This is a genomic window from Psychrobacter sp. HII-4 (genome assembly GCF_904846595.1).
Classification (GTDB): Bacteria; Pseudomonadota; Gammaproteobacteria; order Pseudomonadales; family Moraxellaceae; genus Psychrobacter; species Psychrobacter celer.
Map to the genome: position 1 here is coordinate 65,907 of NZ_CAJHBJ010000009.1, position 26,813 is coordinate 92,719.

22 protein-coding genes are annotated in these 26,813 nt (G+C 47.7%); 11 read left to right on the forward strand and 11 right to left on the reverse strand.

What is annotated here, in order from left to right:
• Window positions 1-87: 87 nt before the first annotated feature.
• Both hisC and pheA read right to left on the reverse strand, forming a co-directional pair.
• Window positions 88-1,230, reverse strand: coding sequence for a histidinol-phosphate transaminase (hisC, locus tag JMX98_RS06645; RefSeq protein WP_201585439.1), 1,143 nt, complete (start codon window positions 1,228-1,230; stop codon window positions 88-90).
• 66 nt (window positions 1,231-1,296) lie between these two features.
• Window positions 1,297-2,481 carry a prephenate dehydratase gene (gene pheA / locus JMX98_RS06650; protein ID WP_192995720.1) on the reverse strand — a complete coding sequence of 395 codons (1,185 nt, stop codon included), beginning with the start codon at window positions 2,479-2,481 and terminating at the stop codon, window positions 1,297-1,299.
• Window positions 2,482-3,051: 570 nt separating this feature from the next.
• Here pheA and JMX98_RS06655 point away from each other — a divergent pair.
• Both JMX98_RS06655 and JMX98_RS06660 read left to right on the forward strand, forming a co-directional pair.
• Window positions 3,052-3,993 carry a transaldolase gene (locus tag JMX98_RS06655; RefSeq protein ID WP_201585441.1) on the forward strand — a complete coding sequence of 314 codons (942 nt, stop codon included), beginning with the start codon at window positions 3,052-3,054 and terminating at the stop codon, window positions 3,991-3,993.
• Between the two features lie 96 nt (window positions 3,994-4,089).
• Window positions 4,090-4,593 carry a hypothetical protein gene (locus JMX98_RS06660; RefSeq protein ID WP_201585443.1) on the forward strand — a complete coding sequence of 168 codons (504 nt, stop codon included), beginning with the start codon at window positions 4,090-4,092 and terminating at the stop codon, window positions 4,591-4,593.
• 223 nt (window positions 4,594-4,816) lie between these two features.
• Here JMX98_RS06660 and JMX98_RS06665 read toward each other — a convergent pair whose 3' ends face one another.
• Entirely contained in the window at window positions 4,817-5,383 is a 567-nt protein-coding gene (locus tag JMX98_RS06665; protein ID WP_201585445.1) for an adenine phosphoribosyltransferase, read from the reverse strand.
• Between the two features lie 344 nt (window positions 5,384-5,727).
• On the opposite strand from JMX98_RS06665, the gene JMX98_RS06670 reads away from it, so the two are divergent.
• Together JMX98_RS06670 and JMX98_RS06675 are read left to right on the forward strand one after the other, a co-directional pair.
• The gene (locus JMX98_RS06670; protein ID WP_057759803.1) at window positions 5,728-5,892 is read left to right on the forward strand and encodes a rubredoxin; all 165 of its coding nucleotides are present in this window, start codon (window positions 5,728-5,730) and stop codon (window positions 5,890-5,892) included.
• A 26-nt stretch (window positions 5,893-5,918) separates the two neighbouring features.
• On the forward strand, window positions 5,919-6,974 hold the full coding sequence (locus JMX98_RS06675; protein ID WP_105245933.1) for an alpha/beta fold hydrolase: 1,056 nt from the start codon (window positions 5,919-5,921) through the stop codon (window positions 6,972-6,974).
• Window positions 6,975-7,089: 115 nt separating this feature from the next.
• Here the strand turns inward: JMX98_RS06675 and JMX98_RS06680 are convergent, their stop codons facing one another.
• Window positions 7,090-8,088, reverse strand: a complete 999-nt coding sequence (locus JMX98_RS06680; protein ID WP_201585447.1) for a WG repeat-containing protein — start codon at window positions 8,086-8,088, stop codon at window positions 7,090-7,092.
• 195 nt (window positions 8,089-8,283) lie between these two features.
• Here JMX98_RS06680 and JMX98_RS06685 point away from each other — a divergent pair, with 195 nt between their 5' ends.
• On the forward strand, window positions 8,284-9,216 hold the full coding sequence (locus JMX98_RS06685) for a DMT family transporter (protein WP_201585489.1): 933 nt from the start codon (window positions 8,284-8,286) through the stop codon (window positions 9,214-9,216).
• Window positions 9,217-9,317: 101 nt separating this feature from the next.
• Here the strand turns inward: JMX98_RS06685 and JMX98_RS06690 are convergent, their stop codons facing one another.
• Complete coding sequence (locus tag JMX98_RS06690; RefSeq protein ID WP_413786526.1) at window positions 9,318-10,667, reverse strand: solute carrier family 23 protein; 1,350 nt, start codon at window positions 10,665-10,667, stop codon at window positions 9,318-9,320.
• An 820-nt stretch (window positions 10,668-11,487) separates the two neighbouring features.
• Here JMX98_RS06690 and JMX98_RS06695 point away from each other — a divergent pair.
• Window positions 11,488-12,924, forward strand: a complete 1,437-nt coding sequence (locus JMX98_RS06695; protein WP_320157763.1) for an L-serine ammonia-lyase — start codon at window positions 11,488-11,490, stop codon at window positions 12,922-12,924.
• 427 nt (window positions 12,925-13,351) lie between these two features.
• Here the strand turns inward: JMX98_RS06695 and JMX98_RS06700 are convergent, their stop codons facing one another.
• From JMX98_RS06700 to xthA, 3 genes are all read right to left on the reverse strand, one after another.
• Window positions 13,352-13,750: a DUF4377 domain-containing protein gene (locus JMX98_RS06700; RefSeq protein ID WP_201585453.1), complete on the reverse strand. Its 399-nt coding sequence runs from the start codon at window positions 13,748-13,750 to the stop codon at window positions 13,352-13,354.
• A 411-nt stretch (window positions 13,751-14,161) separates the two neighbouring features.
• On the reverse strand, window positions 14,162-15,385 hold the full coding sequence (argJ, locus tag JMX98_RS06705) for a bifunctional glutamate N-acetyltransferase/amino-acid acetyltransferase ArgJ (RefSeq protein ID WP_201585455.1): 1,224 nt from the start codon (window positions 15,383-15,385) through the stop codon (window positions 14,162-14,164).
• 74 nt (window positions 15,386-15,459) lie between these two features.
• Window positions 15,460-16,284: an exodeoxyribonuclease III gene (gene xthA, locus JMX98_RS06710; RefSeq protein WP_075102340.1), complete on the reverse strand. Its 825-nt coding sequence runs from the start codon at window positions 16,282-16,284 to the stop codon at window positions 15,460-15,462.
• Window positions 16,285-16,517: 233 nt separating this feature from the next.
• Between xthA and JMX98_RS06715 the strand changes: the two genes are divergently transcribed.
• The 5 genes from JMX98_RS06715 to JMX98_RS06735 all read left to right on the forward strand — a co-directional run bounded on the left by JMX98_RS06715 (window position 16,518) and on the right by JMX98_RS06735 (window position 23,421).
• On the forward strand, window positions 16,518-17,132 hold the full coding sequence (locus tag JMX98_RS06715) for a thioesterase family protein (RefSeq protein WP_201585457.1): 615 nt from the start codon (window positions 16,518-16,520) through the stop codon (window positions 17,130-17,132).
• A 13-nt stretch (window positions 17,133-17,145) separates the two neighbouring features.
• Window positions 17,146-17,868 carry an ATP-binding cassette domain-containing protein gene (locus JMX98_RS06720; RefSeq protein ID WP_201585461.1) on the forward strand — a complete coding sequence of 241 codons (723 nt, stop codon included), beginning with the start codon at window positions 17,146-17,148 and terminating at the stop codon, window positions 17,866-17,868.
• Between the two features lie 105 nt (window positions 17,869-17,973).
• Entirely contained in the window at window positions 17,974-18,765 is a 792-nt protein-coding gene (locus tag JMX98_RS06725) for an ABC transporter permease (RefSeq protein ID WP_201585462.1), read from the forward strand.
• A gap of 511 nt (window positions 18,766-19,276) precedes the next feature.
• Window positions 19,277-20,974, forward strand: a complete 1,698-nt coding sequence (locus tag JMX98_RS06730) for an AMP-binding protein (RefSeq protein ID WP_201585464.1) — start codon at window positions 19,277-19,279, stop codon at window positions 20,972-20,974.
• A gap of 746 nt (window positions 20,975-21,720) precedes the next feature.
• Window positions 21,721-23,421 (forward strand): AMP-binding protein, encoded by a 1,701-nt coding sequence (locus JMX98_RS06735; protein WP_201585466.1) that lies wholly within the window; start codon window positions 21,721-21,723, stop codon window positions 23,419-23,421.
• Between the two features lie 111 nt (window positions 23,422-23,532).
• Here the strand turns inward: JMX98_RS06735 and JMX98_RS06740 are convergent, their stop codons facing one another.
• The 3 genes from JMX98_RS06740 to JMX98_RS06750 form a co-directional block, all read right to left on the reverse strand.
• Window positions 23,533-24,402: an SDR family oxidoreductase gene (locus JMX98_RS06740; RefSeq protein WP_201585467.1), complete on the reverse strand. Its 870-nt coding sequence runs from the start codon at window positions 24,400-24,402 to the stop codon at window positions 23,533-23,535.
• Window positions 24,403-24,561: 159 nt separating this feature from the next.
• Window positions 24,562-25,326, reverse strand: a complete 765-nt coding sequence (locus JMX98_RS06745; RefSeq protein WP_201585468.1) for a histidine phosphatase family protein — start codon at window positions 25,324-25,326, stop codon at window positions 24,562-24,564.
• A 56-nt stretch (window positions 25,327-25,382) separates the two neighbouring features.
• Complete coding sequence (locus JMX98_RS06750; RefSeq protein WP_201585469.1) at window positions 25,383-26,666, reverse strand: phosphotransferase family protein; 1,284 nt, start codon at window positions 26,664-26,666, stop codon at window positions 25,383-25,385.
• Window positions 26,667-26,813 lie beyond the last annotated feature (147 nt).

Below are 26,813 nucleotides of genomic sequence, written 5' to 3' on the forward strand. Positions count from 1 at the left end.
GCAAAGGCACGCCTACATGAGTGCCATGACATTATCGGGATTCAGATGGGCTGGTCCGCCCTCTTTATCAGTATCAGTTGCCAGTGATCAGTCTTCGGTCAAAATCGAGCGTAGCGTATCTATCAAACGCAGATTGTCTTCAGCCAGACCTACCGTGATACGCAGCCAGTTCGGGAGTCCATAGGCGGCCAAAGGACGTACGATTACTCCCTGCTCTAGCAATGCTTGATGAATAGACATAGCGTTGATGTCTTCCATCTCGACCTCGAACTTTACCATAATAAAATTGGCGTGCGACTTAATAAAACCCAGCCCTAGAGCGTCAAACTGTTTTTCTAACCAGCGCATTTGCTCAGCGTTGCTCAAGCGAGTGGCTTCGATAAAGTCTTGATCGGCAAGTGCAGCAGCGGCGGCGGCCAATGCCACACGACTGACGTTAAATGGCTGACGAATACGATTGAGCAGATTTGCGACTGGCACTGAGCTGAGCGCGTAGCCCACGCGCAAACCCGCTAACCCATAAGCTTTAGAAAACGTACGAACGATCACCACATTGTCAAACTCATCAAGCAGCGCCCTATTATTACTCTCAGGGCTATACTCGATATACGCCTCATCGAGTACCACCAGTACCGAAGCTGGCATGCTAGCGACAAAATCACGTAGCTCTTTTTGCCCAAGCTGGGTGCCTGTTGGGTTATTGGGATTGGCAATAAACACAACCTTGGTATTTGGATGGTCGGCGACGACTTGACGCATGGCCGTTAAGTCATGACCAAACCGCGGCGCTGGCACCTCTATCCCAGTAGCACCTTGTATCTTCGCCAGCATCGAATACACCACAAAGGCATACTGACTATACACAATGGTATCGTCGCAACTGACAAAGCCGCGCGCCAAGAGATCCAATAGATCATTGGAGCCATTACCTAGGGTAATCTGCTCAACATCCACACGATTAAAATCCGCCAGCGCTTGCTTGAGATAATAGCCATTGCCATCAGGATAGCGTGCCAGTTGACCCAGCTGCTCGGTGATTGCCAAGGTCACATGCGGCGAGCAGCCCAATGGGTTTTCATTGCTGGCCAGCTTTACGACATCAGAAACCCCATACTCGCGTGTCAGCTCCTCAACCGGCTTGCCAGTCTGATAAGGCGTCAGCGCTAAGATACTATCATACGCAGAGGTAAGCGGAGCTAAACTTGATGATGTCGCTTGAGGTGATGCCATGGTTTATCCTTAGAGATGATGACACATCTACTGCTTAGTATGATCCATTTGCGGCCGATGATCAGCTTACAATACCGCTTTAGGATATGAGCCAAGTATACGCAAATCTTTTACCAGTGGACGAATATCGGCAATCGCCGCGCTCACGTTTGGCGCATCAATATGACCATTCATATCGATAAAGAACACATAAGCCCATTTATTCGGGCGCTCAGGACGCGTCTCGATACTGGTCATCGATACCCCATGATAAGACAGTGGCTTTAGGATTTCGATCAGCGCCCCTGCTTTGTCGTGTGCCGATACCACGATAGAGGTTTTGTCTTGACCTGATGGCGCAATCGCCTCGTGACCGATAATAAGAAAACGTGTGGTGTTGCTAGGATTGTCTTCTATGTTGGTATACAGCTTGTGTAGATCATATTCTGCTGCAGCAACGTCCCCTGCGATAGCGGCAGAATGCCACTCGTTTTTGAGGCGACGCGCCGCCTCTCCGTTGCTCGATACGGCCACACGCTCGACGTTTGGAAAGTTGACATCAAGCCAATGACGGCACTGAGCCAATGACTGCTGGTGCGAATAAATACGGCTGAGACTATCGACCTTGGTGTGCTCAGCGACCAAGAAGTTTTGGTGAATAGGCAGCTCAACTTCACCGATGATTTTTAACGAAGAGGACAAAAAGCCATCTAGCGTGTGATTGACCACCCCTTCTGAAGAGTTTTCAACAGGTACCACGCCATACATCGCTGTGCCCGCTTCGACTTCGCGAAACACATCGGTAATGGTGGTCATCGGCATGGTATCCGCGGCTTTGCCAAAGTGTTTGAGCGCAGCTGCATGGGTAAAGGTACCAACAGGCCCTAAAAAGGCGATGCGCTGCGGCGCTTCTAAATCTAAGCATACAGACATAATCTCACGAAACAGACGGGCCATTTTTTCGTCAGCGATAGGGCCAGTATTGCGCTCCATGACGGCTTTTAGTACTTGCGCCTCTCGCTCTGGACGATAAAAAATAGGGTTACTGTCGGTTGCGGCGGCGGCATTATTCGCGAGGTGTTCTTTTTTGACGACAGCCACTTGCTGAGCCAATTTGGCACGATCATTGATCAACGTTTGAATTTTGCAGTCTACTGCATCGATACTTTGACGAATATTATCCAAAAATGCTTTTTCGGTTGCGGCATCGTTTGTGTCTGTCGTGGTTTGATTGGAGTTATTCATATGTTGCTCTGGTGACTGCTCACTCATTACCGCCCATCCTTTTTAGATTTTTTACTGTTGAAATTTTTGACCAGTTTTTAACTATTGGGTCTGACATCATTGGTGTTAATAGCTTGCTATAGCGACATGATAAAACAACAGTCTATCAAGACACCGTCTGCTTTTGCTCTTATCCGATTTTGCCATGCTATTTTTTGACTTATCGATAATATCTCAAGCTGCTCATACCACTGTCGCATAGCAGGTGACCGGCTCTACTATAACAAAAACGGCGCGCAGTGCCCACGGGTAATCGTGTGCAATCGCATGTAATGTCGCGCCACTCTTATCAGCTGCCCATATCATCTCGTCCATAGTATAGTCGATTCAAAATCATTGTGGTGCAGCGTCAGCAAATGAGAATGCTGATGTCGTCGATTCAGCTCAGATTGACCTGACTATAGCACAGTTTTGCCCTTGTCTCTTATCGTCCATCACACTATGAGGCAACAGAGGCTCAAAACTATGTTACAGTTTAATGCCAATACCTCATCTTACGACAAAAACAAAACCACCCTGTGATTGATAACATCACGTCACTAAAAAAAAGGATCTCTAATGAGCGCATTACAACAGCTTCGTACCATGACCACCATTGTCGCTGATACTGGCGATCTGGCCGCCATTGCGCGCTTAAAACCCATCGACGCCACTACCAACCCAAGCTTGATCACCAAAGCTCTCATCCACCCTGACAACCAAGGCATGCTGGCAGAGACCATGAGTCGCCATAATGGCGATGTCGATGCGGTTATAGATACACTGACCGTCCAAGTCGGCTGTGATATTTTGGCACTGATCGAGGGACGAGTATCTACCGAAGTCGACGCGCGCTTGTCTTATGACACCAAAGCGACGATCGATAAGGCCATGGCGTTTATGGAGGCGTATCAAAAGGCAGGAATCGATCCTAAGCGCGTCTTGATCAAAATGGCCGCCACCTGGCAAGGCATCGAGGCGGCGCGCTACCTCGAAACCCAAGGCATCCATTGTAACTTGACGCTTTTATTCGGTCAGCATCAAGCCATTGCCTGTGCTGATGCTGGCGTGACGCTGATCTCGCCTTTTGTGGGTCGTATTTTAGACTGGCAAAAACGCCAGCAAAACCGCCAAAATGTGCCCGCCTCCGATGATATGGGCGTACAATCGGTCAAGCGGATTTATCAATATTACAAGCAGCACGGCTATGGCACTCAAGTCATGGGCGCAAGCTTCCGCTCTACTGAGCAAATACTGGCGTTGGCAGGCTGTGATTTATTGACCATCGCGCCAAACCTTATCGACGAGCTTGCCGCCATGGACACACAAGTAGAGCGTCAGCTATCGCCCAGCATGTCTATGGCGCTAGATGAGATGACCCGCGTCAGTCTAACTCACGAAGAATTCAGCGCCGCCTACCAACAAGACACCGTGACACAAGACCTGCTACCAAAGGGCATTGATGGCTTTATCACTGCTCGTGATGAGCTGGCCAAGACACTAGCGGCCATCCGTGAGTAACTTGTCAGGCCATGACCTGTCATAAAAGATATTTGCCTGCCGATAACAACTTGGCTATTATGGCCTACTTCAAACAACCAGAAGCAAGGCTTAAGTATGAAACGGCTATCAGCGTTATTGGCAGGCAGTGCTTTGGCACTCAGCGCACAAGCAGTGAGCTGGTCAGAGGTGTCCGAGAGTCATTCTGGCTCGGTTTTTAGTGTGGACTTAGATTCTATCGAGCGCTCTGATATTAGCATCATAGATGAAAAGCGTGTCGAAAATATCACCGTCTCAATCCGTCGGACCTACCCCCCACAAGCCAAAAAAAACATAGCAAAAGACAAAGAGGCTGCAAAAGAAGAAAATGCGGAAACAGCGCTTTTTAAAGAAAAACCCATCCATCATAGCGATCAGCAGCTACTGATCTCTTGTAAAGACGCCAGCTACTATCGGCGTGCTTATGTCAATTACGCGGCCAATGACAAAGTCATAAAGTCTTGGCAGTCAGACAAACCCATTTTGACCACAAAAGATTTTAAAATCACCAGCCCTAAGACGATCGGACGCGCCCTCGTAGAATACAGCTGCAAAAACCACGAACAACAAAAAACGGCTTAATTTAGCATGGGCTTTATTCCATGTATAGTCGATACACTCTAAAAATGTCATAGCGCTACTGGGATGAATTTTGCGCAGCCTCTGGGAACGCAGCACGCAAGTAAAATTTATACCAGTAGCGCGTTTAAATCCATAACAGTTTTATATTCAGCTAACTATATCTTAAATAGCTATGTTGAAAAAAAGCGCGCTGATTATATCAGCATCAGCGCGCTTTTTGATTTTAGGCTTTTAGTACCGTATAAACGGGTACTGGAAACGCTCCATGCAGCGCCACCAAATCGAGTAATACCAGCGCCCCGACTACGGTGTGACCTGCTGAGCGACAAAGCTCGTAAGCGGTGTTCAAGGTGCCACCAGTTGCCAAAATATCATCGACCAACAATACCCGCTCAGGCGGTAGATTGTTTTGCATCTCAAGGGTGTCTTTACCATACTCAAGCGCATAAGCCTTATTGGCCACAGGTGGCGGCAACTTACCAGGCTTACGCAGCAATATCATACCCTTACCCAAGCGCCCTGCTAGCAAGCTGGCAAAGACAAACCCACGCGCCTCGACCGCACCCAAACAATCGACCTCATCCAGACAGCCTTCTGGTAAAGCGGCCAGCAGCGCATCGATGACCGCATCAACGTGACTGCGCAGTAACGGGGTTATGTCATAAAAATCAATGCCGACTTTTGGAAAGTCTGGTACGGTGCGAATGATCTGCCAAAAAGGATGGTCAGTATTGAGCTCGGCTGATGGCTGGTTTTCGGTATTGGTAGAGGTGGCGGCATTGATGCTCATGAGGACCCTTAGCGTGTATGACTTTAATGATAACTGGTGTGAATTTTTCGGCCGTTATTGTAGCATAATTGACCCAATTAATACGCTAAAGCATCGGCTATTATCAGCCTTGGTCTGCACAAAACCGCGACACTTGACTTGATAAAAATCTCACAATCTCAATATACAAGTGTAAACTTAACTATGAAAATAACGGTTATATGCTAAACTACGTGCGTTTTTGCTGTCTAAGCGCTGACCGTTATATGGACACTTGCACACTGTCGTGACGCCCAGTCATTAGCCCTTGGCGTGACTGGCGCGCTAAAAAATGGTCACACTAGAAATAATCGATAGGACTTTTTATGAAACGTTATGAATGTATTGTCTGCGGCTGGATATACGACGAAGCACTTGGCTGCCCAGAAGAAGGCATCGCCCCTGGTACCAAATGGGAAGACATCCCTGATGACTGGACATGTCCTGAGTGCGGTGTGGGCAAACTCGATTTTGAGATGCTTGAGCTGTAGTAGACGACCTCTGATTAGGACACTTCATGACACAATCAAATAACATCAATAGCGCCAGATCCCAAGCAAGCCCAGATCCAAGCCTAGATGAGAATGTGAGCCACTATCCTACGCCTGAGTGGCAAAAGTTTGGCGCGCATCAGTGGCATGACTCTGATCTGAGTGACCAGTTGCATCAAGCGATGATCGATATCGGTGATGGTATCGAGCTTTGTGTGGAAGCAGGCGGTAACCCAAACCATCCACCCTTGCTCATGGTCATGGGGCTTGGCTCACAAATGATATTTTGGCCAGAAAACTTTATAAAACGCCTCATTGATGCTGGTTTTTTTGTGATTCGTTTTGACAATCGTGATATTGGCCTATCGTCTAAAGTGCAAATTGACGGCCTACCGCGTATCAGTCAGCTAAAGATGATGATGCGTCTGCAAACAGGGCTCTCTAACAAGAGCGCGCAAGTGGCCTATAATTTGACCGACATGGCCGAAGACACCGCTCGTCTGATTAAGGCGTTGCAGCTGGGTAAAACCCATCTGCTTGGCGCATCTATGGGCGGGATGATTGCCCAAATCGTGGCCGCTCGCTACCCAAGCTTGGTACAGCGAATGGCACTGATGTTTACCACCACCAATCGTGCATTTTTAAGACCACCCAAACCTCGGCAGCTATACACCCTTATCAACCGCCCTGAGAGTCACTCTGAGCGTGATATCGTGCGTCATAGCGTCTGGTTTATGAAGACGGTTGGCACGCCAGGGCATGTCAATGTGCGCATGGTGCGTGAGATTGCCAAAATTCGCTATCAGCGCAGCTTTCATCCGCTCGGGACCGTGCAGCAGCTAAATGCTATTTTGGCATCTGGCTCTATTAGCCGCTATAGCAAACAAGTCAAAGCCCCAACCATTGTGTTACATGGTAGCGCCGATGGCCTCCTGCCAGCATCGCAAGGGCGCGTGGTGGCGAAGACCATCCCCAATGCCAAGTTTTATCTGATTGAGGGCATGGCACACGATATTCCTGAGTATTATCAGCCTTATATGGTGGATCTGATCAGTAATCATCTATTGGCGCATCGCTCTTAAAGGCTATTTAAAAAGCGCGTACGTCTGAACAAGCGTGTAAGTTTGACTGTCAAAGACAAGCTTGCACGCTTTTTTATGCCTACTTAGGTATCGCCATGGGGCAAAAACAAACGGCTCAATCACAGCCAACGCTGCTGCCTGTTTTATCAATACACATTTTATTGCCATTTTTTAGATTACCGATCCATGCTTTGCCATCGACAAACACAAACGAGGGCTTGCCTTGATAAGTATCGCCTGCGGACACGCCACTATCTGCAAACCGAAACGGAATCAACAGCTCACCACCAAGATTGACAAAGCCCCAATCTTCATTGATACGTACGCCCGCCATGCCTTCAGAGAAGGGACGCACCTCATCAAATGAGTAGGTAATCATGGTGACATTTTGGTCATCGGCAAAGCCCCATTTACCATCTTGCTGACGCGGCTGTAGTGTGGTAAATGGACTGATGGGCGGCGTGGATGGCGACTGACGCGCTTGCGGCGGCTTGTGGTTATTGTCAGCAGGGTCTTTTGCCACATTGCCGCTTTTATCCAGCCAACTGATGTTATTGCTTTTACGCACACGGGTGATGCCGCCGCGATAATCAGCCACCTCACTAAACGATGACGAAAATGGCACGACGGTTCTGTTGGCGGTATTGATGACGCCATAGTTGCCGTCCTTTTTTACGACGATACGCCCTTCTGATACCGGCCGCGCCCAGCCTTGACGTTCTTTTAGCATATCGTACATAGCAGGCACCACTTCTCGCCCTTTCATGTTGAGATATCCGACATGACCGTTACGCAGTACGGGCAGCAGCCCCTCTGAAAGGTTATCGGCATCGACCTTTTGATAGCGTGATAGATCGACGATGCGCTTGCCTTTGTTGTCAATCAAGGCCACAGGCGCGCCAAAATCTTTGACGGCCAAAAACAAGCCACTGCTGGCGGTACAAGAGACGTTTTTGTAGTAGCTTTTGGGAACTTTACAGCTGGCGGCTTGTGCTTGCGGTATCACCAGTAACGCACTGACACTGACAATGCTAATGCCAGCCGTACACCGCAACATCATTGTCCAAAGGTTAGATACTACAGAGCGCGGTTTTGATAAAGAACATCGAAACATAATAAACCTAAGCAAATGTCATTCATTGGCATAATTATATACACAGGGGTCGTCGTTTAGATAGCTTTGTCTGCTATCTCATAGAATAATTGTCGCTGAGCCATTTCATTCTGGGGGCAAAACCTCGACAATAGCCTAATCGCTATAAAATGCTTTTTTATCATCACCCCATTCATATAAGGAGACACTATGGCTATGGCCATCGCCGCATCCCGCTCTGCCCCTATCGGTTTAGTCATAGGCTGTATTATTTTTGGTTTAGGTAGCCTGATCGTCGCTCATGTCGATATCGGTGGTTGGGCGATGTCGTTTTGGCGCTTGGCCATCTCTGGTATCGTTTTTGCCGTATTAGCCAAAATCATGGGGCAACGCTTGCCGCGCTCAGGACGCGCTATTTTTTATGCGTTGTTATCAGGGGCGTTTTTGGGATTGGATTTGGCACTTTGGCATGAGAGTATTTATGCGGTCGGTCCTGGTATCTCTACCCTGCTCAACAGCTTACAGATTTTTTTCTTGGCAGCGATTGGGTTTTTGTATTTCAATGAGCGTCAATCTATCGTACAGCTGATTAGTTTGTTTTTGGCGATGCTCGGTGTGGCGATGATTGGTAGCCCGGAGTTTGCCCATAACAGCGCAGCGACGTGGGGGTTTGTCACTGGTATCGTTTCGGGCGCTATGCTAGCGGCATCGATGACCTTTATCCGTAAGACGCACGATACTGAGCCAACGCCAATATTTATACTCATGCAGCTGATCAGTATCGGCGGGGTGCTGGCGATGGTTGTGCCAATGTGGGTGTTTGATCAAGGCAGTATCTTGCCCAATACTTGGGCGGAGATTGGCTGGATATTGGTCTATGGTACGGTGATGCAGTGCTTGGCATGGGGACTCATTGCTTACTCTATTCCCAAGCTGTCACTGGCCTTGACGGGGTTATTATTGCTCTCTGAGCCTATCGCCGCTTTGGTGATTGATTATAGCTGGCTGGACAAACCCATCAATACTTTGCAGTGGGCTGGTGCGTTACTCACCATGTTTGCTATTTATTTGGGTTCACTCAAACCAAAACCACGCGCCCTACGCCGTTATCGTTTTTTTTCGCGGTTTTATAAACGTGACTATAAATAATCTCTGTCTGCTACTTATCATCATCTATTGCTCCCCTAAACGCACTACAAAAAACGCCCATACTATTTATAGTATGGGCGTTTTTTTGACCAGTATACGGCCTATTTGGCCGCTGCGCTAGTGTCAGCGGTTTTGTCAGAGCCTTTATTAAACAACACATTTAACACGATAGCAGCCAAAGTTGCCGTGCCGATGCCGCCCAAATCAAACCCGCCTAAGTGCAAGCTAAAGTTACCTGTCCCCATAATGACAGTAACGGCCGCGATAATCAGATTGCTGTTTTTGCTAAAATCGATGTGATTGTCGATCCAAATCTTTGCCCCTGCAATCGCAATCAGGCCAAACACCACGATAGAAGCACCGCCTAATAAGGCCGCTGGTATCGTCTGAATAATGGCACCAAACTTTGGCGATAAGCCCAGCAAAATAGCCACCAACCCTGCCACGACAAATATCGTCGTGCTATAGACCTTGGTTACGGCCATGACACCGATGTTTTCGGCATAGGTAGTGACACCAGTGCCACCAAACCCTGCCGAAAACGTCGTGGCCAGCCCATCTGCAAAAAACGCGCGGCCCATATAAGGCGTCACCCGCGCTTTTGTCATACCCTCAACTGCCTTAAAGTGTCCTAAGTTTTCGGCGACTAGGATAAATGCCACCGGCGCGATAAGAATAATGGCGCTCATCTCAAAGCTTGGGGTATGAATCGTTGGTAGCCCAAACCACGATGCGGCGGCGACACCACTAAAATCAATCGCCGTGCCGAAGCCCAAAACATTGGTCATCACAAAATAGGCCACATAAGACAAGATCAAGCCCACCAGCAACAGCAAGCGGCGCAACATACCACGGGTAAAGACCGCCACCCCACTGATGAGTAATACCGTCAACGTCGCCATCCAAGCATCAAACTGATTGGCCGACACCCCTTGGATGGTCACTGGCGCTAGGTTTAGACCGATAATCATCACAATAGCTCCTGTGACAATGGGCGGCATCAAGCGTTCAATCCAGCCAGTGCCCGTCTTCATCACCAGTAGCCCAATCAGCGCATAGACGATACCACATGCCATGATACCGCCTAAAGCGACACTCAAATTATCATTGAACCCTGCCCCTGCATAAGCGGTCACTGCAATGACAGGTCCGATGAACGCAAAGCTTGAGCCCAGATAACTTGGCATACGCCCGCCTGTGATCATAAAAAACATCACAGTACAGATGCCCGACATCAAGATAGCCAAATTGGGGTCAAATCCCATCAAAAGCGGTGCCAACACCGTCGCCCCAAACATGGCAAAGGTATGCTGCACCCCTAACAAGACGCTTTTTGAAGGCGGTAGATATTCATTGATACCGACAGGATCGCGGTCCAAGTCGCCTTTATAAGGTCGCCATGTCGGAAACCAGCGGCCATTGTCAAAATCTGAATGAAGCGGCTGACTCATGGCTGCTGGGTCGATACCCGCCGCCTCTAAGGCGTTTTGTGCCGGCTTATCTTGAGCGCTTTTTTGGGAAGATGAAGGATGTTCTGTTGGCGATGACATGCGCGCGTCCTATGTGAGCTGGAGTGATGAGGAAAAACAAGGGCGTGTCTCAATTTTAGTCAATAGCTACTTACTTAGCCTAAAAATAAAAACACTTTAATAGAATGATACTATGCAGCAATATTTTGATTTATAACATCATGATTTATAACACAAATCGACTATTTTGCTTTTTTTCTATTGAGACTTATTCTTTTATATTTCTTGCTAGCAAACCAAAAGTATTATTTGTTATGATGTCTGTGTTTTACCGGATGTGAGAGGGTCGATATGTTGCCGATATGTTCAATAGTTAATTCTAAATAAAACAGATACATTATATGTCAACATGGAACTGGTATAGATTTTCCTTGCGTGCCGTGCCTGTGCTGCTCGATGCTGCGTAAAACTCATCCCAGTCATACTGTGTCGTTTTTATACTGAACTCACTATACTAAATATCTAAGTTGGCGCTGTCCTACTGTCCATCAGCCTATCAACTACTGACTTACAGGATGTTACACAACCGTTGGCTGGAAGCATAATAACGGAGTTTCTTATTAAATAAAAGTTATTATTCAGCGGCTATTTTTGTTCTTCGACTCCCATACACCCACCACCACTGCGCCATATGCACCGTATATAGGTGATTATCGGTAGTGGCTGGCTATTATATATTGACTCAAAGTGCGTAAAGCAGGCTATCTTGTCTGCCCAATCACTGATGACTTTTTGGTAATTTATTATGATTAGTGTTTTTGATTTATTTAAAATCGGTATCGGGCCATCAAGCTCACATACCGTCGGTCCGATGGTCGCTGCCAATCTTTTTTTGACCTCACTGATAAAGCAGGCTGAGTTAACGACTATCCAGCGTATCGAGATTGAGCTTTATGGCTCGTTGGCAGCCACTGGCAAAGGCCATGCCACCGACACAGCCATATTACTTGGCTTACTCGGACATACGCCCAGTACGATTGATACGCGTTTGACCAGTGATTATCTAGCGCCTATTTTTTCAGCCAAACAGCTGGCTATCTCAGGCATGCATACGATTGACTTTGATACAGATCGCGATATTCACTGGTATGATGAGACGGTGTTGCCTTATCACCCAAACGCCTTGACCCTGCGCGCGACACTAGCAGATGATAGCAGCTATCAGCAGACTTACTACTCAGTTGGCGGCGGTTTTGTCATCAATGAAGAAGACGCCACCAACCCAGACGAAGACCATGCCAGCCCTACGATAGCTAGTGTGCCGTACCCCTTCAATAGTGCCGCAGAGCTACTAGAGCAATGTCGTCAGCATGAGCTTAGTATCAGCGAGCTGGTGCTGGCCAACGAGTGCCACTTTCGTGATAAAACAGCGGTGTTTGAGTATTTGGATCAGATTTGGGCGGTGATGCAAGACTGCGTCACACAAGGGTGTGACAATGGTGGCATCTTGCCAGGTGGCCTAGATGTCAAACGCCGCGCTAAAGACTTGCACCAACAGCTAGACGCTGAACAAGACCAGCCGATCGCCAAGACCGACAAGCTCGCTGCCATGGACTGGGTTGATCTGTACGCTCTGGCAGTCAATGAAGAAAACGCCAATGGTGGTAAAGTGGTCACTGCGCCGACCAATGGTGCAGCGGGCATCATCCCAGCGGTGCTACATTATTACCGTGATTTTTTGCCCAACTATAGCCAAGACGGCGTGCGCAAGTTTTTATTAAACGCCACGGCTATCGGCAGCTTAATCAAACAAAACGCCTCCATCTCTGGCGCTGAAGTTGGCTGTCAAGGCGAGGTTGGCTCCGCTTGTGCGATGGCAGGCTCTGCTCTAGCCGAGATCATGGATGGCTCGCCAGCCAAATGCTTAAATGCGGCCGAAATCGGCATCGAGCACAACTTAGGCTTAACCTGCGATCCTATCGGCGGACTGGTACAGGTGCCTTGTATCGAGCGCAATGCCATGGGCGCGGTCAAAGCAATCAATGCAGCGCGTCTGGCCTGCCGCGGCAATGGCCAACATTTCGTCTCGCTAGACAAGGTGATTGAAACCATGAAAGTGACTGGCGCTGACATGCTCGATAAGTATAAAGAAACCTCACGTGGCGGGCTGGCAGTGTATGCTGACAATCGTATACCGACGGCCACTCATGGCGTCAGTGTAAAGTACAGCCAGTGTTAGTCGTCATTTATGAGGTCAGCATACTAATAAGATAATCGTGTTGTGTTAAACGTAACAAAAAATGCCTCTGATCAATCAGAGGCATTTTTTAGGATAATGATTAGGGCGTGTTGAACATTCACAAATAGGCACTGCTGATCGCTAAAATTGTTCCAGACAAGGCGCAAAGCGACGATAATGCAGATGCCTTAGCTAGATTTGCAACGCAGTATGGCGCAATTTTAGCATCAGCCGTAGGGACAGGACTCTTTTTTGCCGCTTCATTGGTAAAAATAGACGCTTAGAGCGACTAAGCTTACTATTTTTACCTTCGAATCGTCTAAAAAATAGTCTCTGTCAGTGCCATGGTTGAATGTTCAACACGCCCTCAATATCTATCGTCAGTATGATGGCTGTCTACAATAGTTTTAGTCAGCAGTTAGCGTCATTACTCAGCTGTCTTAGAAATTACTTCATTTAAGATCCAAACCGGTTGTACCACATTTGAGCCTTCAGCAGTTACGGCTTCTTGGCGCACATCGAGCACATAACGATAGTTTGGCTCATAAGTGAAACCTTGGATATTACCATTTAATGTGGTGTAGTTTTTCTGATGGGTTTGACGATACTGCAAGCATTCAGCTTCAACGGTGGTGCCATCGGTTGCCGTGAGGTCACAAACAGCTTTTCGTGGTGCAATCTCTACCTCAAAGCTTGGGATATTGACGACTTTGACATTCATTGGCTGCCCCTCAACCACCATGGTACGCTCGCTATCCATCCCCATGGTAGAGCAACCTGATAGGGCAAATGTGGTCATTAATGCTGCAATGGCTAATTTTTTCATTATTCAATCCTCAGTTATTGGTTATGCATTTTTATTACTTGTTTTACGTTATTGTTTGGCACATTTTATAACTATCGTCGTATGTCTCACACTCGTCGTATGTCTCACACTTATCAGGTCATGATTACTTGATAGTTTGGTTTAACCGTTTGATGTATTGCTGACTGAAATAAGTATAGGGCGCAGTGCTGCTTCTCCTCTATGACTGCTTTGTAAAGTAACGTCAGCTTTTGCAACTGCTGTTAATAAAGCGTATTAAATCACAGGGTAAATTGCTACTCACCGCGTATTTACTTCGAGCACGTCTCCTCATATTGGCTTAACAAGGCACAAAAAAGCCAGAGCGACACCGTATCGGTCACTCTGGCTGTTACACTTGGCATTAAGATATCAATAAATAGCCGCTATCAGTTAGCTACGATAGTCTGCATTGATTTTGACATAGTCATAAGACAAGTCGCAGGTATAAACGGTATCGCTAGCATCACCGCGTGCCAGATTGATATGAATGGTAATCTCTGGGCGGCTCATCACCGCCTTACCCGCCTCTTCTGTATAATCTGGCGCCACGCCGCCGTTTTGGCAAATCATCACTTCATCAAGATAGACATCGACTTGCTCGGTATCAAGATCTTCAATCCCTGCATAACCCACCGCCGCCAAGATACGACCCCAATTAGCATCGCTGGCAAAAAACGCCGTTTTGACCAATGGAGAGTGCGCGACCGCATAGGCCACATCACAGCATTCTTGTGTGACTTTGCCGCCGGTGACTTTGACCGTCATAAACTTCGTTGCGCCTTCCCCATCTCGTACAATCAACTGCGCCAGACGGACAAACACCTCTGTCAAGGCAGCAAATACCGCTGAGTAATGCGGGTGCTCAGGGCTATCGATCACCTCCGAGCTGGCTGCACCTGTGGCGATCAACACGCAGCAATCATTGGTCGAGGTATCTCCATCGACTGTGATGCGGTTAAAGGACTGCTCATTGATTTGACCCAGCATCTCTTGTAGCAGGTCGGCTTTGATATTGGCATCGGTTGCTACATAGCCTAGCATGGTCGCCATATTTGGACGTATCATGCCTGAGCCTTTTGAGATACCAGTCACATGATAGCAGCTGCCCGCCACCTCGATTTTTTGGCTCGCAATCTTGGGTATAGTATCAGTGGTACGGATGCCATTTGCCGCGGCCAGCCATTTATCAGCCGCCAAACCAGCAAGCGCCTCATCCAACCCTGCAATGACCGCATCGCTGTTTAGCGGCTCACCAATGACCCCTGTCGAAAACGGCAAGACCGTCTGGGTATCGACGCCAGCTTTAGTGGCCAATGCCGCACATATCTCTTGGGCGCGGCGTTTGCCATCGGCACCCGTCCCAGCATTGGCATTACCAGTGTTGATCACAAGATAGCGTGGACTGTGAGTGTCAAAGTGCTCACGCAGTACGCGTACAGGCGCCGCACAAAAGGTGTTTTTGGTAGTGACAACGGCGCAGCTGGCCGTCTCAGCAATCTCAAGCACCACCAAATCATCACGATCCTTATAACGCACGCCTGCCGCGGTCGCACTTAGTTTGACGCCTTCGATGGGATAAATAGTATCAGGTACTGCAACATTTCCAACAGCCATAGGGGCTTCCTTATTTTGCTTATATAGATGGTTTATTCAGACGGTTTGTTTATTTAGGCCATATTTGATTCAAATTATACTTTGCTAAGAGTAAACGCGCTCCAAATTGGCGCATGGTCAGAAGGCTTTTCCATACCACGAAGCTCATAGCTGATACCCGCATCCACGCAGTGATCGACGAGATCCGCGCTACACAAAATATGGTCGATACGTAGACCACGCTTCGGATCGTCATTAAAGCCGCGACTGCGGTAATCAAACCAGCTATATAGCTCAGTACTCTCTGGATAATGCAGGCGGTACGTATCCGTTAGCTCACGCGACATCAAATCGGCATACCACTCACGCTCTTCTGGCAAAAATGAAGTCTTTCTATTTTTTAGCCAGCGCTTGGCATTTGCTTCCCCAATGCCGATGTCGATATCTTCTGGCGCGATATTCATATCACCCATAATCACCAGTGAGCGACCTTCAGCTTTGAGCGTGTCGATGTATGCCATCAAATCGGCATAGTAGGCACGCTTCATAGGGAACTTGGTGGGATGGTCTTGGCTCTCGCCTTGCGGAAAATAGCCATTTAATACATCAATTTCACGGCCTTGCAGCTCATAACGGGCGTGGATAAAGCGTTTTTGAGCATCTACGTCTTCGCCAGGGAACCCCTTTTGGACAAATATCGGCGCAACTTTGGATAACAGAGCCACACCGTAATGCCCTTTTTGGCCAAAGTATTCTACATGATACCCCAAACCTTCGACCGCCGATAAAGGAAATTGATCATCGTGTACTTTAGTCTCTTGCAATCCCATCACATCAGGATCGATCACCTCTCGCACTGCCTCTAGCTGATGCTGACGGGCACGAATACCATTGATATTAAAACTGACAAAACGGGTCATAAATTATCCTATACTGATTGATGAAAATACGCAGCGATACACTGATGTGACGCACTATGATAGCAGACGTAAATGGGTCTGACTGTTGCACGCCTAGATATCTTAAGCTAGAGTAGTTGCTACTGATCAGCGGCCATGATACTTCATAATAAATAGCTGACACTTTTTGGGCATGCAACTTTTAGCACTCAACCATCGCACAGACATCCTGTATCACTATACTGAGCACTCATATGACAACAAGCACGCAAACAACGACAAAAAAAACCGAGCACCACATCCCAAAAACAGCCACCAGCGATAGTATCTCGCCACTATTTGCAAAAGACTATAATGTCTATATTAACCATACCGATGCTGGCGGTATAGTCTACCATGCCAATCATCTGGTGTTTTTTGAAAACTGTCGCCGTGATTGGTTTGCCAAACTCGGTCTCAACGGTTATTTTTTACAGACAGATACAGGCGACGTGCAGCACTTTGTCGTCAGTCAAGCAGACCTACAATACAAACGGGCGATATTGTTAGATGAAGTCATCAGCGTACGTATCGATGACGTCGAGATAAAGCCTGCCAGCATTGTGTTTTATCAAAGTATCCATCGGCATCTGACAGATAGCGCAGCTAGCAACAACGCCGGGCTATTAAGCCGTGGCAAAATTGTCATCGCCTGCGTGCAAAACCAGCTAAGACCGACACCAAATACTGGTGACAAGGACCATGCAGCCGATACCGCTGCTGCCAACGGCGCCCCCATGCGCCCCATTCGCGTACCCCAAAAGCTGCGGGCAGCCATTGAGCAAGCCGCCGCACGGCCGTCACCAATTCAGACACCATCTGCTCAATAGACAGCGCACATCAATGAGTACCGACAACGACGATACTATCTTGGCATTTGAGCATGTCAAGATGCTGACTCACGGTAGTGATGGACAAAAAAAACAACTGATACAACAAGCCAGTGGCACACTATTAGCAGGACAGGTGACCGTCCTGACGGGTACATCTGGTAGCGGCAAGTCGGTACTACTACGGGTGTTGACAGGGCTTTTTCCCATCAGCGCGGGCACCGTACGGTTAAGACCCACGCACGAGCCGCCCCACGCCCGCTTTTGGGGCATACAAGATATATCACCTACCAAATGGCGCGCTCAAGTCGCTTTGCTCGCGCAGCACCCTCAGCTGATAGAAGGCAGCGTGCTTGATAATCTGCAGCTGCCTTTCCAGTTGCGGGCGCATCAGCATCTATGCTTTGATAGCGATTGGCATACCGCCCAGCTTGCTTATTTAGGCCGAGGGGGTGATTTTTTGCACAAAGATGCCTATCACTTATCAGGCGGCGAGCGCCAGCTGGTCAACACCTTACGCTTACTACAACTAGAGCCGCGTGTCTTGTTGCTAGACGAGCCTACCGCCGCGCTAGATGTCGATACGGCCGCGCAGCTGGTTGCACTTCTCGCCGACTGGGTACAAAAAAGCAAACAACGCACGGTACTGTGGGTCACGCATGATACCCAAGACATCTTGCCATTGGCAGACCAGCATTGGCATATGCAAGCAGGCGTACTGACTAAAATCAGGTAAATGTAAATTCAATGAACGCATCAAAGGGTACATGTCTGCGTAGGCACAGCGGGCAGTAAAAATAAATGAGTGAGCCAGAATACTTGGCTGACAAAGTGAGCCGCGATGAACACCAGCGACGATATGCAGATATTTCTCACATATGGCGACATTGCGCTCGCCAGCAGCTTAATCCTCATAGTATTGATGGTCTCTTGGCGTTTGCGTCTACATCTGACCAAGACACTATTGATGGCGGCGCTACGTACAGTCGTACAGCTGAGCTTTATCGGTCTCATCTTAGCGTGGGTATTTGCGCGCGAGCAGTGGTATGAAGTTTTATCCATCTTGACCATAATGACACTGATTGCAGGAAGTGCGGCCAAAAACCGAGTCAAACGCCGCTATAAAGGCTTGTTTATCGATACGCTGCTTGCCGTTAGTGTCTCTGCAGTACTGGTGACAGCCATTGCCATCTTGGTTATTTTAGAAGTGCAGCCATGGTACACACCGCAGTTTGTGATTCCTATTTTGGGTCTGATATTAGGCAACTCACTGACTGCCATCTCATTGACCAGTAACCAGCTGATCAATGCCTTTTATGAGCAGCAAGCGCGTATCGAGATGATGCTCAGCTTATCTGCGACGTCCTTTGAAGCTGTACATGAGCAGATACGAACGGCCATCATCAATGGTATGACACCGACTCTCAACTCTATGTTGGTGGTCGGCGTGGTGAGCTTACCTGGTATGATGACAGGACAGATCTTAGCAGGCGCTGATCCTACCCAAGCCATTCGCTATCAAATAGTCACCATGTTTTTGATCTGTGTGAGTAGCACATTGGGCTGCACCATCAGCGCCGTACTCACTTACCGCCGATTTTTTAATAAAAACCAGCAATTCTCGCTTCCTTGACTGCCAATTGCTGGCTTCTATAATGTCATAGCGCTACTGGGATGAATTTTTCGCAGCCTCTGGGAACGCAGCACGCAAGTAAAATTTATACCAGTAGCGCGTTTCAATCCATAACAGTTTTACATTCAGCTAACTATAGATAACTTCTCTGGTACAGGCTTAATCTACCTCATACTTTATGGCTGACGGTTAAATGAACTGATCAGTATCATATACCGTTGTTGCCTTGGCCGACATTCATGCTACTGTATTTCTGAAGTGTATTATTTTTTTGATGCCTTGGTTTTTATGCTTTAATAATAGCGCATGGTTTTCGCTGTCACTGAAACAATCGATGATTACCGTGCAACTTACCCTGTCATTCAAAAAACTGAGCAGCCAGTCAATAAATACGGATGTTGACGCACGCAGCGACAAACTACCTCTGTCAGCGCTGGTGTGTTTTATTGACACGGATAAGACTGCTTTGATACACCCTCCTACCCTATTTTGAAATTCAAGGACGCTGACTATGATGCCGAACAAACCTTGGCTTGCCAATTATCCCGATGGTGTACCTAAGACTATCAACCCTGATAGATATAGCAGCATAATGGAGCTGTATGAGGAATGCTTTGACCGCTTTCGTATGCACCCTATGAGTATCTGTATGGGTGTGACTCACACTTATAATGATGTGGATGAAGCCTCGTTGGCCGTCGCCGCATGGCTACAATCTCAGGGACTACCACAAGGCAGTGTGGTGGCACTGATGATGCCAAACGTGCCGCAATATCTGCCCACGATGATTGGTATCTTGCGGGCAGGCTATGTATGCACCCCAGTCAATCCACTCTATACAGGCCGCGAGCTGCGTCATCAGCTCAACGACTCAGGCGCACAAATTATCTTTGTGGTAGACAACTTTGCCCAAGCGCTCGAGCAGGTCATCGGCGAGACCAAAATCAAACGTATTGTCTTATCAAAAATGGGCGATATGATGGGGCTCAAAGGTATCTTGGTCAATACCATCATTCGCCAAGTCAAACGTCTGGTCCCCAAATACAAGCTCAACGACCCAAAGTATCAAGTCACAAAACTCCCTGATGTGCTCAAAAAAGGCAAAAGCCTTCCCTTTCAAAAGCCAAAAATGTCACTTGATCAAAAGGCGTTTTTGCAATATACCGGCGGCACGACAGGATTATCAAAGGGTGCCATCTTGTCGCAGCGTAATATCGTGGCGGCGGCGATGCAATCAGAGGCTTGGACCCGCCCTATCACCTCTGAGATCAATGAGGTATATATCAATATGGTCATGGCGCTACCGCTGTATCATATCTTTGCCTTTATGCTCAGCTTGCTCGGCATGCGCTCAGGCTATACCTTTATCTTAATACCCAACCCGCGCGATATACCAGGGTTTATCAAAACCTTATCAAAACAGCCATTTCATATTTTTCCAGCGGTCAATACGCTGTTTAAAGGCTTGCTAGATCATCCAGACTTTAAACACCTAGATTTTAGCTCGCTACGTATCTCGCAGGCAGGTGGTATGGCGGCGACCGAACAAACCGCCACTCGCTGGCTTGAGACCACTGACTGTGCGATGATCGAAGGTTGGGGAATGACCGAAGGCGTGGCGGTCGGTACGGCCAACGTCATCACAGATCGTAAGTTTAACGGGACAATTGGTGTACCCGTCCCTAGCGTCGATGCCATTGTGATTGATGATGAGGGCAAGCGCGTCGGTGTAAACCAAGCAGGCGAGCTGTGCGTCAAGGGCCCTAACGTCACTTCAGGTTATTTAAACAGAGACAGCAGTGATGACTTTACCAGCGATGGTTACTTCCGTACTGGTGATATCGTTAGTATGGATGAAAAAGGATACTTTAGACTGTTAGACCGTAAAAAAGACATGATTTTGGTCTCTGGTTTTAACGTCTTTCCTAATGAGGTCGAGTCTGTCATGCTTGACTGCGACGGTATCGTTGATTGTGCGGTCATTGGTATTCCTGATGAGCGCCAAGGCGAGGCAGTCAAAATCTATGTGGTGCCTGCGGACAACAATGTCACCAAAGAAGTCATCAAAGAATTTGCGCTGGACAACTTAACGGGTTATAAGTGCCCACGTCATATCGAGTTTGTCAGCGAGCTACCAAAGAGCAACGTCGGTAAGGTACTGCGGCAAAAACTGCGCGAAAAACACGACGCAGACCATCCAAGACTGTAAATACGTCATTCATAATAAGAATTTTATCAAAGCTTTATCATAGCGCCTTGCCTTTGCAGGGCGCTTTTATGTCAGCGGCCCTATCTTTAGATCTTTTTATTACTTACTATTGTTGATGCATGAATGATGGCTTATCTGTCTCGTTACTATCTATTTATCCGCTTTGACCTCACAGAATTTTTACTCAATCTTTATTCTGTGTTAGCGTCACTATTGACGAATCGCTTTCGCCAGCCACTTATCTCTATTTAATCTCTATGATAAGCGGTCGCGCCAGACAACACCCTCACCGCTCATCCCTATTTGATGGCCATTTATCTTATTTTACTTGCAACACATCTTATTTGATTAATCAAATTTATATATGTACTAAGAAGTTCTAGTATAATAATATCGACTTACGTTGTAGTTGTGTTAATGTATTGCCGAAATATGTCACGTGCTATTCTGTTGCTTTAATTAGAGAAAACATTCGTTAAAACAACAGAATATCGTCGTTTTACCATATATATGTTTTATTTGACCTCGTGTGACGGCGAGGCGCACAATCAATCGTTTAACCCATTCAAACCAGCATTTTTGATCGTTAAACACCATTGTACAAAGGCCACCATATGTTAGCAGTCAGTAATAGATAGGATAGCACTCGGCCATATCGCGCTCAGTGATTGAGCGCATATCGTTGACAAGGATGTGACTACTTTCTTATAGAACCTTAACTTATATCAAAATTAAGGACGCTAAATATGACTACAGATAAGCCTTGGCTTGCTCATTATCCAGCAAACGTACCAAAGAGCATCGACCCTGATCAATACGACAGCCTCATCGAGCTATACGAGGAGTGTTTTAACCGCTTTCGTATGCACCCTATGAGTGTCTGTATGGGCGTGACACACACGTATGATGACGTCGACAAAGCCTCATTGGCCGTCGCCGCATGGCTACAGTCGCAGGAAATCCCCAAAGGTAGCGTGGTGGCATTGATGATGCCAAACGTGCCGCAGTATTTGCCCACGATGATCGGTATCTTGCGGGCAGGCTACGTATGTACGCCTATCAACCCATTATACACGGGTCGCGAGCTGCGCCATCAGCTCAACGATTCAGGTGCGCAAGTTATCTTTGTGGTAGACAACTTTGCCCAAGCGCTCGAGCAGGTCATCGAAGAGACGGCCATTAGACGTATTGTTTTATCCAAAATGGGCGACATGATGGGGCTTAAGGGTATTTTGGTCAATACCGTTATCCGTCAAGTCAAACGCTTGGTACCTAAGTACAACCTCAATGATCCTAAATATAACGTCACCAAATTCCCTGATGTCCTAAAAAAAGGCAAGAGTCTACCGTTTCAGCCCTCAAAAACCAGCTTAAGCCAAACGGCTATCTTGCAGTATACTGGTGGCACCACAGGACTATCTAAAGGCGCGGTATTAACTCAGCGTAACGTCGTCGCTGCTGCCATGCAGTCAGAAGCATGGTTTCGTCCGGTCACCTCAGAAATTAATGAAGTGTATATCAATATGGTCATGGCGCTGCCGCTGTATCATATTTTTGCTTACATGCTTAGCCTGCTTGGCATGCGCTCAGGTTACACTTTTATTTTGGTACCAAATCCGCGTGATATGCCAGGATTTGTCAAAACTTTATCCAAACAGCCTTTCCATATTTTTCCAGCGGTCAATACGCTGTTTAAAGGCTTGCTTGATCAGCCAAACTTTAAAGACTTAGATTTCAGCTCACTTCGTCTCTCGCAGGCAGGTGGTATGGCGGCAACCGAACAAACAGCGGCGCGTTGGTTAGAAGTGACAGGCTGTCCGATGGTTGAAGGTTGGGGTATGACTGAATGTGTAGCAGTCGGCACCAACAATATCGTCATTGATCGTAAATTTAATGGTACGATTGGCACGCCTGGTCCAAGCGTTGATATTATCGTCGTTGGCGAAAACGGTGAGCGCCTAGGACCCCATCAGGCAGGCGAGCTGTGCATCAAAGGTCCAAATGTCATGTCGGGCTACTTTAATAAAGACAGTAGTAGCGACTTTACCAGCGATGGTTATTTCCGTACTGGTGATATCGTCAGCATGGATGAAAAAGGCTACTTTACCCTACTCGATCGCAAAAAAGACATGATTTTGGTCTCTGGTTTTAATGTTTTCCCTAATGAGATTGAATCTGTCATGTTGGACAGCGACGACATTGTCGACTGTGCGGTGATAGGTATCCCTGATGAAAACCAAGGTGAAGCAGTCAAAATCTATATTGTGCCAGCGAACAACAATGTCACCAAAGAAGCCATCAAAGAGTTTGCGCTGGACAACTTAACGGGTTACAAATGCCCGCGTCATATTGAGTTTGTCAGCGAGCTACCAAAGAGTAACGTTGGTAAAGTACTGCGGCAAAAGCTGCGCGAACAGCATCAACTCGACAACCCGCAAACGCTTTAGTCAAAGCGTCTAACACTGCGGATACTGCAGCGTAAAAAGCCCTCTATACAGATGTAGAGGGCTTTTTTTGTCTATTTATATTTTTATTGTATTTGCGTTTTAAGCGAGATGCTAACTGAACTTATTGACCACCTGTAATGGCAGATGCTTCATCGCCTTACCCACCACCGACCACGGCAAGCTTGGTACACAGGCTTCTTCTACCTCAGCCTCAATGGCGGCAACGATGGCTTTGGTGCCCGTTTCGGCATTGACCTCAAACGGCAGCGGTTTGGCGTTTTCATTGATCTCGGTACGCACATAGCCTGGATAAATCGTAGACACCTGAATGGGCAGGTTGGTAAGCAGCATATCAGCACGAATACCCTCTGCAAGATGCGCCAGCCCCGCTTTGCTTGCACCATACGCCGTTAGGTGTTTGGGCAAACCACGCATGGCCGACATACTAGAGATCACCACCAAGTGACCGCTGTTTTGTGCGCGAAAGATATTCATCGCCGCTTCACACTGTGCCAGCGCGGATATAAAATTGATCTCGACTGTATGACGGTTGGTTTCAAAACGACCTTTACCAATACGGCGACTATCTCCCACACCCGCATTGACGACCACACGGTCGATACCATCGAAATCCGCAGCAAAGGCATCAAATACTGAAAATATCTCGTCATAGTTGCTCACATCCAAAGCGCGATACTCGACCCGAATGTCCGGATACTCTGCCACTAGCTCTGAGGTTAAACGCTCTAGGCGATCGGTACGGCGCGCACAAATCGCCAAATTATAACCAAGCTTGGCAAAGAGTCTGGCCATCCCCTCACCCAAGCCTGAGCTGGCTCCTGTAATGAGTACGGTTTTGTCGCGCCCGACTTGTTGTTTGCTGCGTTTTTTTAGATACCGATCCGGGTATAGCGCGCTTAATATCTGCCGCTTGCGCTGCTCGGCGTTTTGCTTGACGACCTTTAAAATATGATTTTGCATAGACAGTCCTTGATATCTTATAATGAAATAGCGCTTATTTTATTATCAGACAAGATAAGCGGATGATACGCGGCGATCATAGAGGATGGCATTCGTCCTTAGCCGCAGCCGCGAGCGCTGTTTTCCTACTATAGCGTATCCATGCCGTCAGATACCAGCTTATCGCCACGTCACAAACTCTTTGCCTGCTGAAAACAGGTGACTATACTCATTTAAAGACAGCAAACGCGTTCGCTCATTTTTAAACGTGATCGCCGTCACTCCAGTATTGACCAGACTTTTATTAATCTGATAAGCCGTTGAGCTGCCCTGCTTTAATAGCTGAGCTGTGATGGCCGCGATCACGCCACCTGAGGTAAAAACCAGCACCGTACTGTCACGATTTAGGCTCATATCCACCACTTTTTGTCGTACCTGCTCGAGCGCCAACTGGGCTCGGTCGTTGAACTGTGGCCAGCTCTCTAAATAGTCATCATCGCACTCGCCGCTATGCCAGCGCTGCATCGCTTGATCAAACAGCTCGGCCAAGCGCTTAGATGGGACTTCTGCTTGCGCAATCTCGGCCGCGATTGCCGCGCGATTGCCAAAAGCTGGATGAGACTTCATCAAGATGTCTTGATGATTAAACTCATCAAACTGCGGCAAGACATAACGATCCGTATTGTCTAAGTCAATGGCAGGTACGAGCGGCGGCGTTTGGTTTTGATCCCTGCCCGCAAAAGACTGATAGCGCTGCCAAAAGTGCCGCGCTGAGTCTTGCTGCCTGACCAAGCTGCCGGTAAAGATGGCATCGATACGGCGCTGGGTGTTTGCATAATGCTCACCTAACATCTGCGCCTGAATACCGCCCAGCTCTGAGAGCTGATCGTAGTTTGCTTGCCCAAAGGACGCCTGACCATGACGTGCCAGAAGTATGGTGGTCATAAAATGCTGCCTTTTGTTATTAATCCAACGGTATTTGTTTGCGGCGTATCAGCGCGTTACTCGTCCACCGATGACGACGTCTGGGTAAAGTAGCTTTTTGGTAAGATACTTTTGACAATTTTTTGTACAGGACTGGGTAGCTGTGCGATGGTAGCAGCATCGACGCCCATGTCTGCTAAATGCGGCTGCACGTGACTGGTAAACAACGCCTCGCCCTCATACTGAGCGATCAGCTTTAAGCACTTGGCATGCAAAACATGGACGATGATCCAAAAGTTTTTAAAGGCAGGGTTGGTGGTTTGTTTATGATAATAGCGATAATAAATTTGCTGTACGATACCCGCTAAGCGAAACAACCCAAACACCTCATAAAACGTCCAGTTGTCTATCTGTAGGCCCGTACGCTCCAGATAATAATCCACCACTTCCTCACGGGTCATCATGCCCTTTAAATGCGTGGGCTGACGGCGGGACTGCTGCATGATCATGTTATCGTCGGCTTCTATCCAGTAAGCCAAAGCACTGCCCAAATCCATCAACGGATCGCCCAAAGTCGCCATTTCCCAATCGAGCACACCAATGACTTTGGTTGGATCCGTGGCATCTAAGATCACATTATCAAAGCGCCAGTCGTTGTGAATCAAGCAAGTTTTACTATCGGCAGGTGTGTGCTTAGTCAGCCATTGACGCACCAACGCAAAGCTTGGCACATTGGATGTCTTGGCTTTGACATAGCGCTTATCCCAGCCTGTCACTTGGCGCTCGCAGTAGCCCTCACCGCGGCCAAGCTCGACCAAGTCAGGATGCGCGCTATAGTCTACTTGATGTAGATCAATCAAGGCGTCGATGACATTGGTGCATAATGCGCGTGTTTGCGCTTCATCTAACTCAATCCCTTTGGGCAGATTGGCACGCGGAATGATGCCTTCCATACGCTCCATGACATAAAAATCCGCTCCGATGACTGACTCATCGGTACATAGCGCCACCATATTTGGCACATAAGGGTAAGCGTCTTTTAAGGCTTTTTGTACCGTGTACTCACGCACCATGTCATGCGCCGACTTGGCTTTGGTGCCTTTTGGCGGACGACGCAAGATCAAATCTTGCTCTGCACCCGTGCCTTCATATTGTAGCCGGTACGTCCAGTTTGATGCGCCGCCTGAAAACTGAGTGACTGTAGGCTCGCCTTTTATATCAACGCCCTGCTCGCGTAGCCAGACGCTGACCGCGTGAGCATCCAGCTCTTCGCCTTCGCGCACTGCGCCGCCTTTATCTAGGACGCTGCTCGGTAACTGGTCATCGTTGTCAGTAGAGTTGGCATGAGTATCAGTAGCCATAAGATGTTCCTTATCATGTGGTCAATTAAAGTAATCAATCATTACGGTAAGGCATCTGCATTATCGTCGCTTTGCGCCTTGTCTAGCACCATTTTAGCGATTAGCAGTGCCTATTTGTGAATGTTCAACACGTTATGAATGTGCAAC

What these genes read in the sequence shown, in the direction of transcription:
- argJ (WP_201585455.1), bottom strand. Translation starts at nt 15,385, where the DNA reads ATGGCTGTTGGAAATGTTGCAGTACCTGATACTATTTATCCCATCGAA.
- JMX98_RS06750 (WP_201585469.1), bottom strand. Translation starts at nt 26,666, where the DNA reads ATGGCTACTGATACTCATGCCAACTCTACTGACAACGATGACCAGTTA.
- JMX98_RS06715 (WP_201585457.1), top strand. Translation starts at nt 16,518, where the DNA reads ATGACAACAAGCACGCAAACAACGACAAAAAAAACCGAGCACCACATC.
- JMX98_RS06670 (WP_057759803.1), top strand. Translation starts at nt 5,728, where the DNA reads ATGAAACGTTATGAATGTATTGTCTGCGGCTGGATATACGACGAAGCA.
- JMX98_RS06690 (WP_413786526.1), bottom strand. Translation starts at nt 10,667, where the DNA reads ATGAGTCAGCCGCTTCATTCAGATTTTGACAATGGCCGCTGGTTTCCG.
- JMX98_RS06665 (WP_201585445.1), bottom strand. Translation starts at nt 5,383, where the DNA reads ATGAGCATCAATGCCGCCACCTCTACCAATACCGAAAACCAGCCATCA.
- JMX98_RS06700 (WP_201585453.1), bottom strand. Translation starts at nt 13,750, where the DNA reads ATGAAAAAATTAGCCATTGCAGCATTAATGACCACATTTGCCCTATCA.
- JMX98_RS06680 (WP_201585447.1), bottom strand. Translation starts at nt 8,088, where the DNA reads ATGTTTCGATGTTCTTTATCAAAACCGCGCTCTGTAGTATCTAACCTT.
- xthA (WP_075102340.1), bottom strand. Translation starts at nt 16,284, where the DNA reads ATGACCCGTTTTGTCAGTTTTAATATCAATGGTATTCGTGCCCGTCAG.
- JMX98_RS06745 (WP_201585468.1), bottom strand. Translation starts at nt 25,326, where the DNA reads ATGACCACCATACTTCTGGCACGTCATGGTCAGGCGTCCTTTGGGCAA.
- JMX98_RS06655 (WP_201585441.1), top strand. Translation starts at nt 3,052, where the DNA reads ATGAGCGCATTACAACAGCTTCGTACCATGACCACCATTGTCGCTGAT.
- JMX98_RS06685 (WP_201585489.1), top strand. Translation starts at nt 8,284, where the DNA reads ATGGCCATCGCCGCATCCCGCTCTGCCCCTATCGGTTTAGTCATAGGC.
- JMX98_RS06740 (WP_201585467.1), bottom strand. Translation starts at nt 24,402, where the DNA reads ATGCAAAATCATATTTTAAAGGTCGTCAAGCAAAACGCCGAGCAGCGC.
- JMX98_RS06725 (WP_201585462.1), top strand. Translation starts at nt 17,974, where the DNA reads ATGAACACCAGCGACGATATGCAGATATTTCTCACATATGGCGACATT.
- JMX98_RS06675 (WP_105245933.1), top strand. Translation starts at nt 5,919, where the DNA reads ATGACACAATCAAATAACATCAATAGCGCCAGATCCCAAGCAAGCCCA.
- hisC (WP_201585439.1), bottom strand. Translation starts at nt 1,230, where the DNA reads ATGGCATCACCTCAAGCGACATCATCAAGTTTAGCTCCGCTTACCTCT.
- JMX98_RS06730 (WP_201585464.1), top strand. Translation starts at nt 19,277, where the DNA reads ATGATGCCGAACAAACCTTGGCTTGCCAATTATCCCGATGGTGTACCT.
- pheA (WP_192995720.1), bottom strand. Translation starts at nt 2,481, where the DNA reads ATGAGTGAGCAGTCACCAGAGCAACATATGAATAACTCCAATCAAACC.
- JMX98_RS06735 (WP_201585466.1), top strand. Translation starts at nt 21,721, where the DNA reads ATGACTACAGATAAGCCTTGGCTTGCTCATTATCCAGCAAACGTACCA.
- JMX98_RS06660 (WP_201585443.1), top strand. Translation starts at nt 4,090, where the DNA reads ATGAAACGGCTATCAGCGTTATTGGCAGGCAGTGCTTTGGCACTCAGC.
- JMX98_RS06720 (WP_201585461.1), top strand. Translation starts at nt 17,146, where the DNA reads ATGAGTACCGACAACGACGATACTATCTTGGCATTTGAGCATGTCAAG.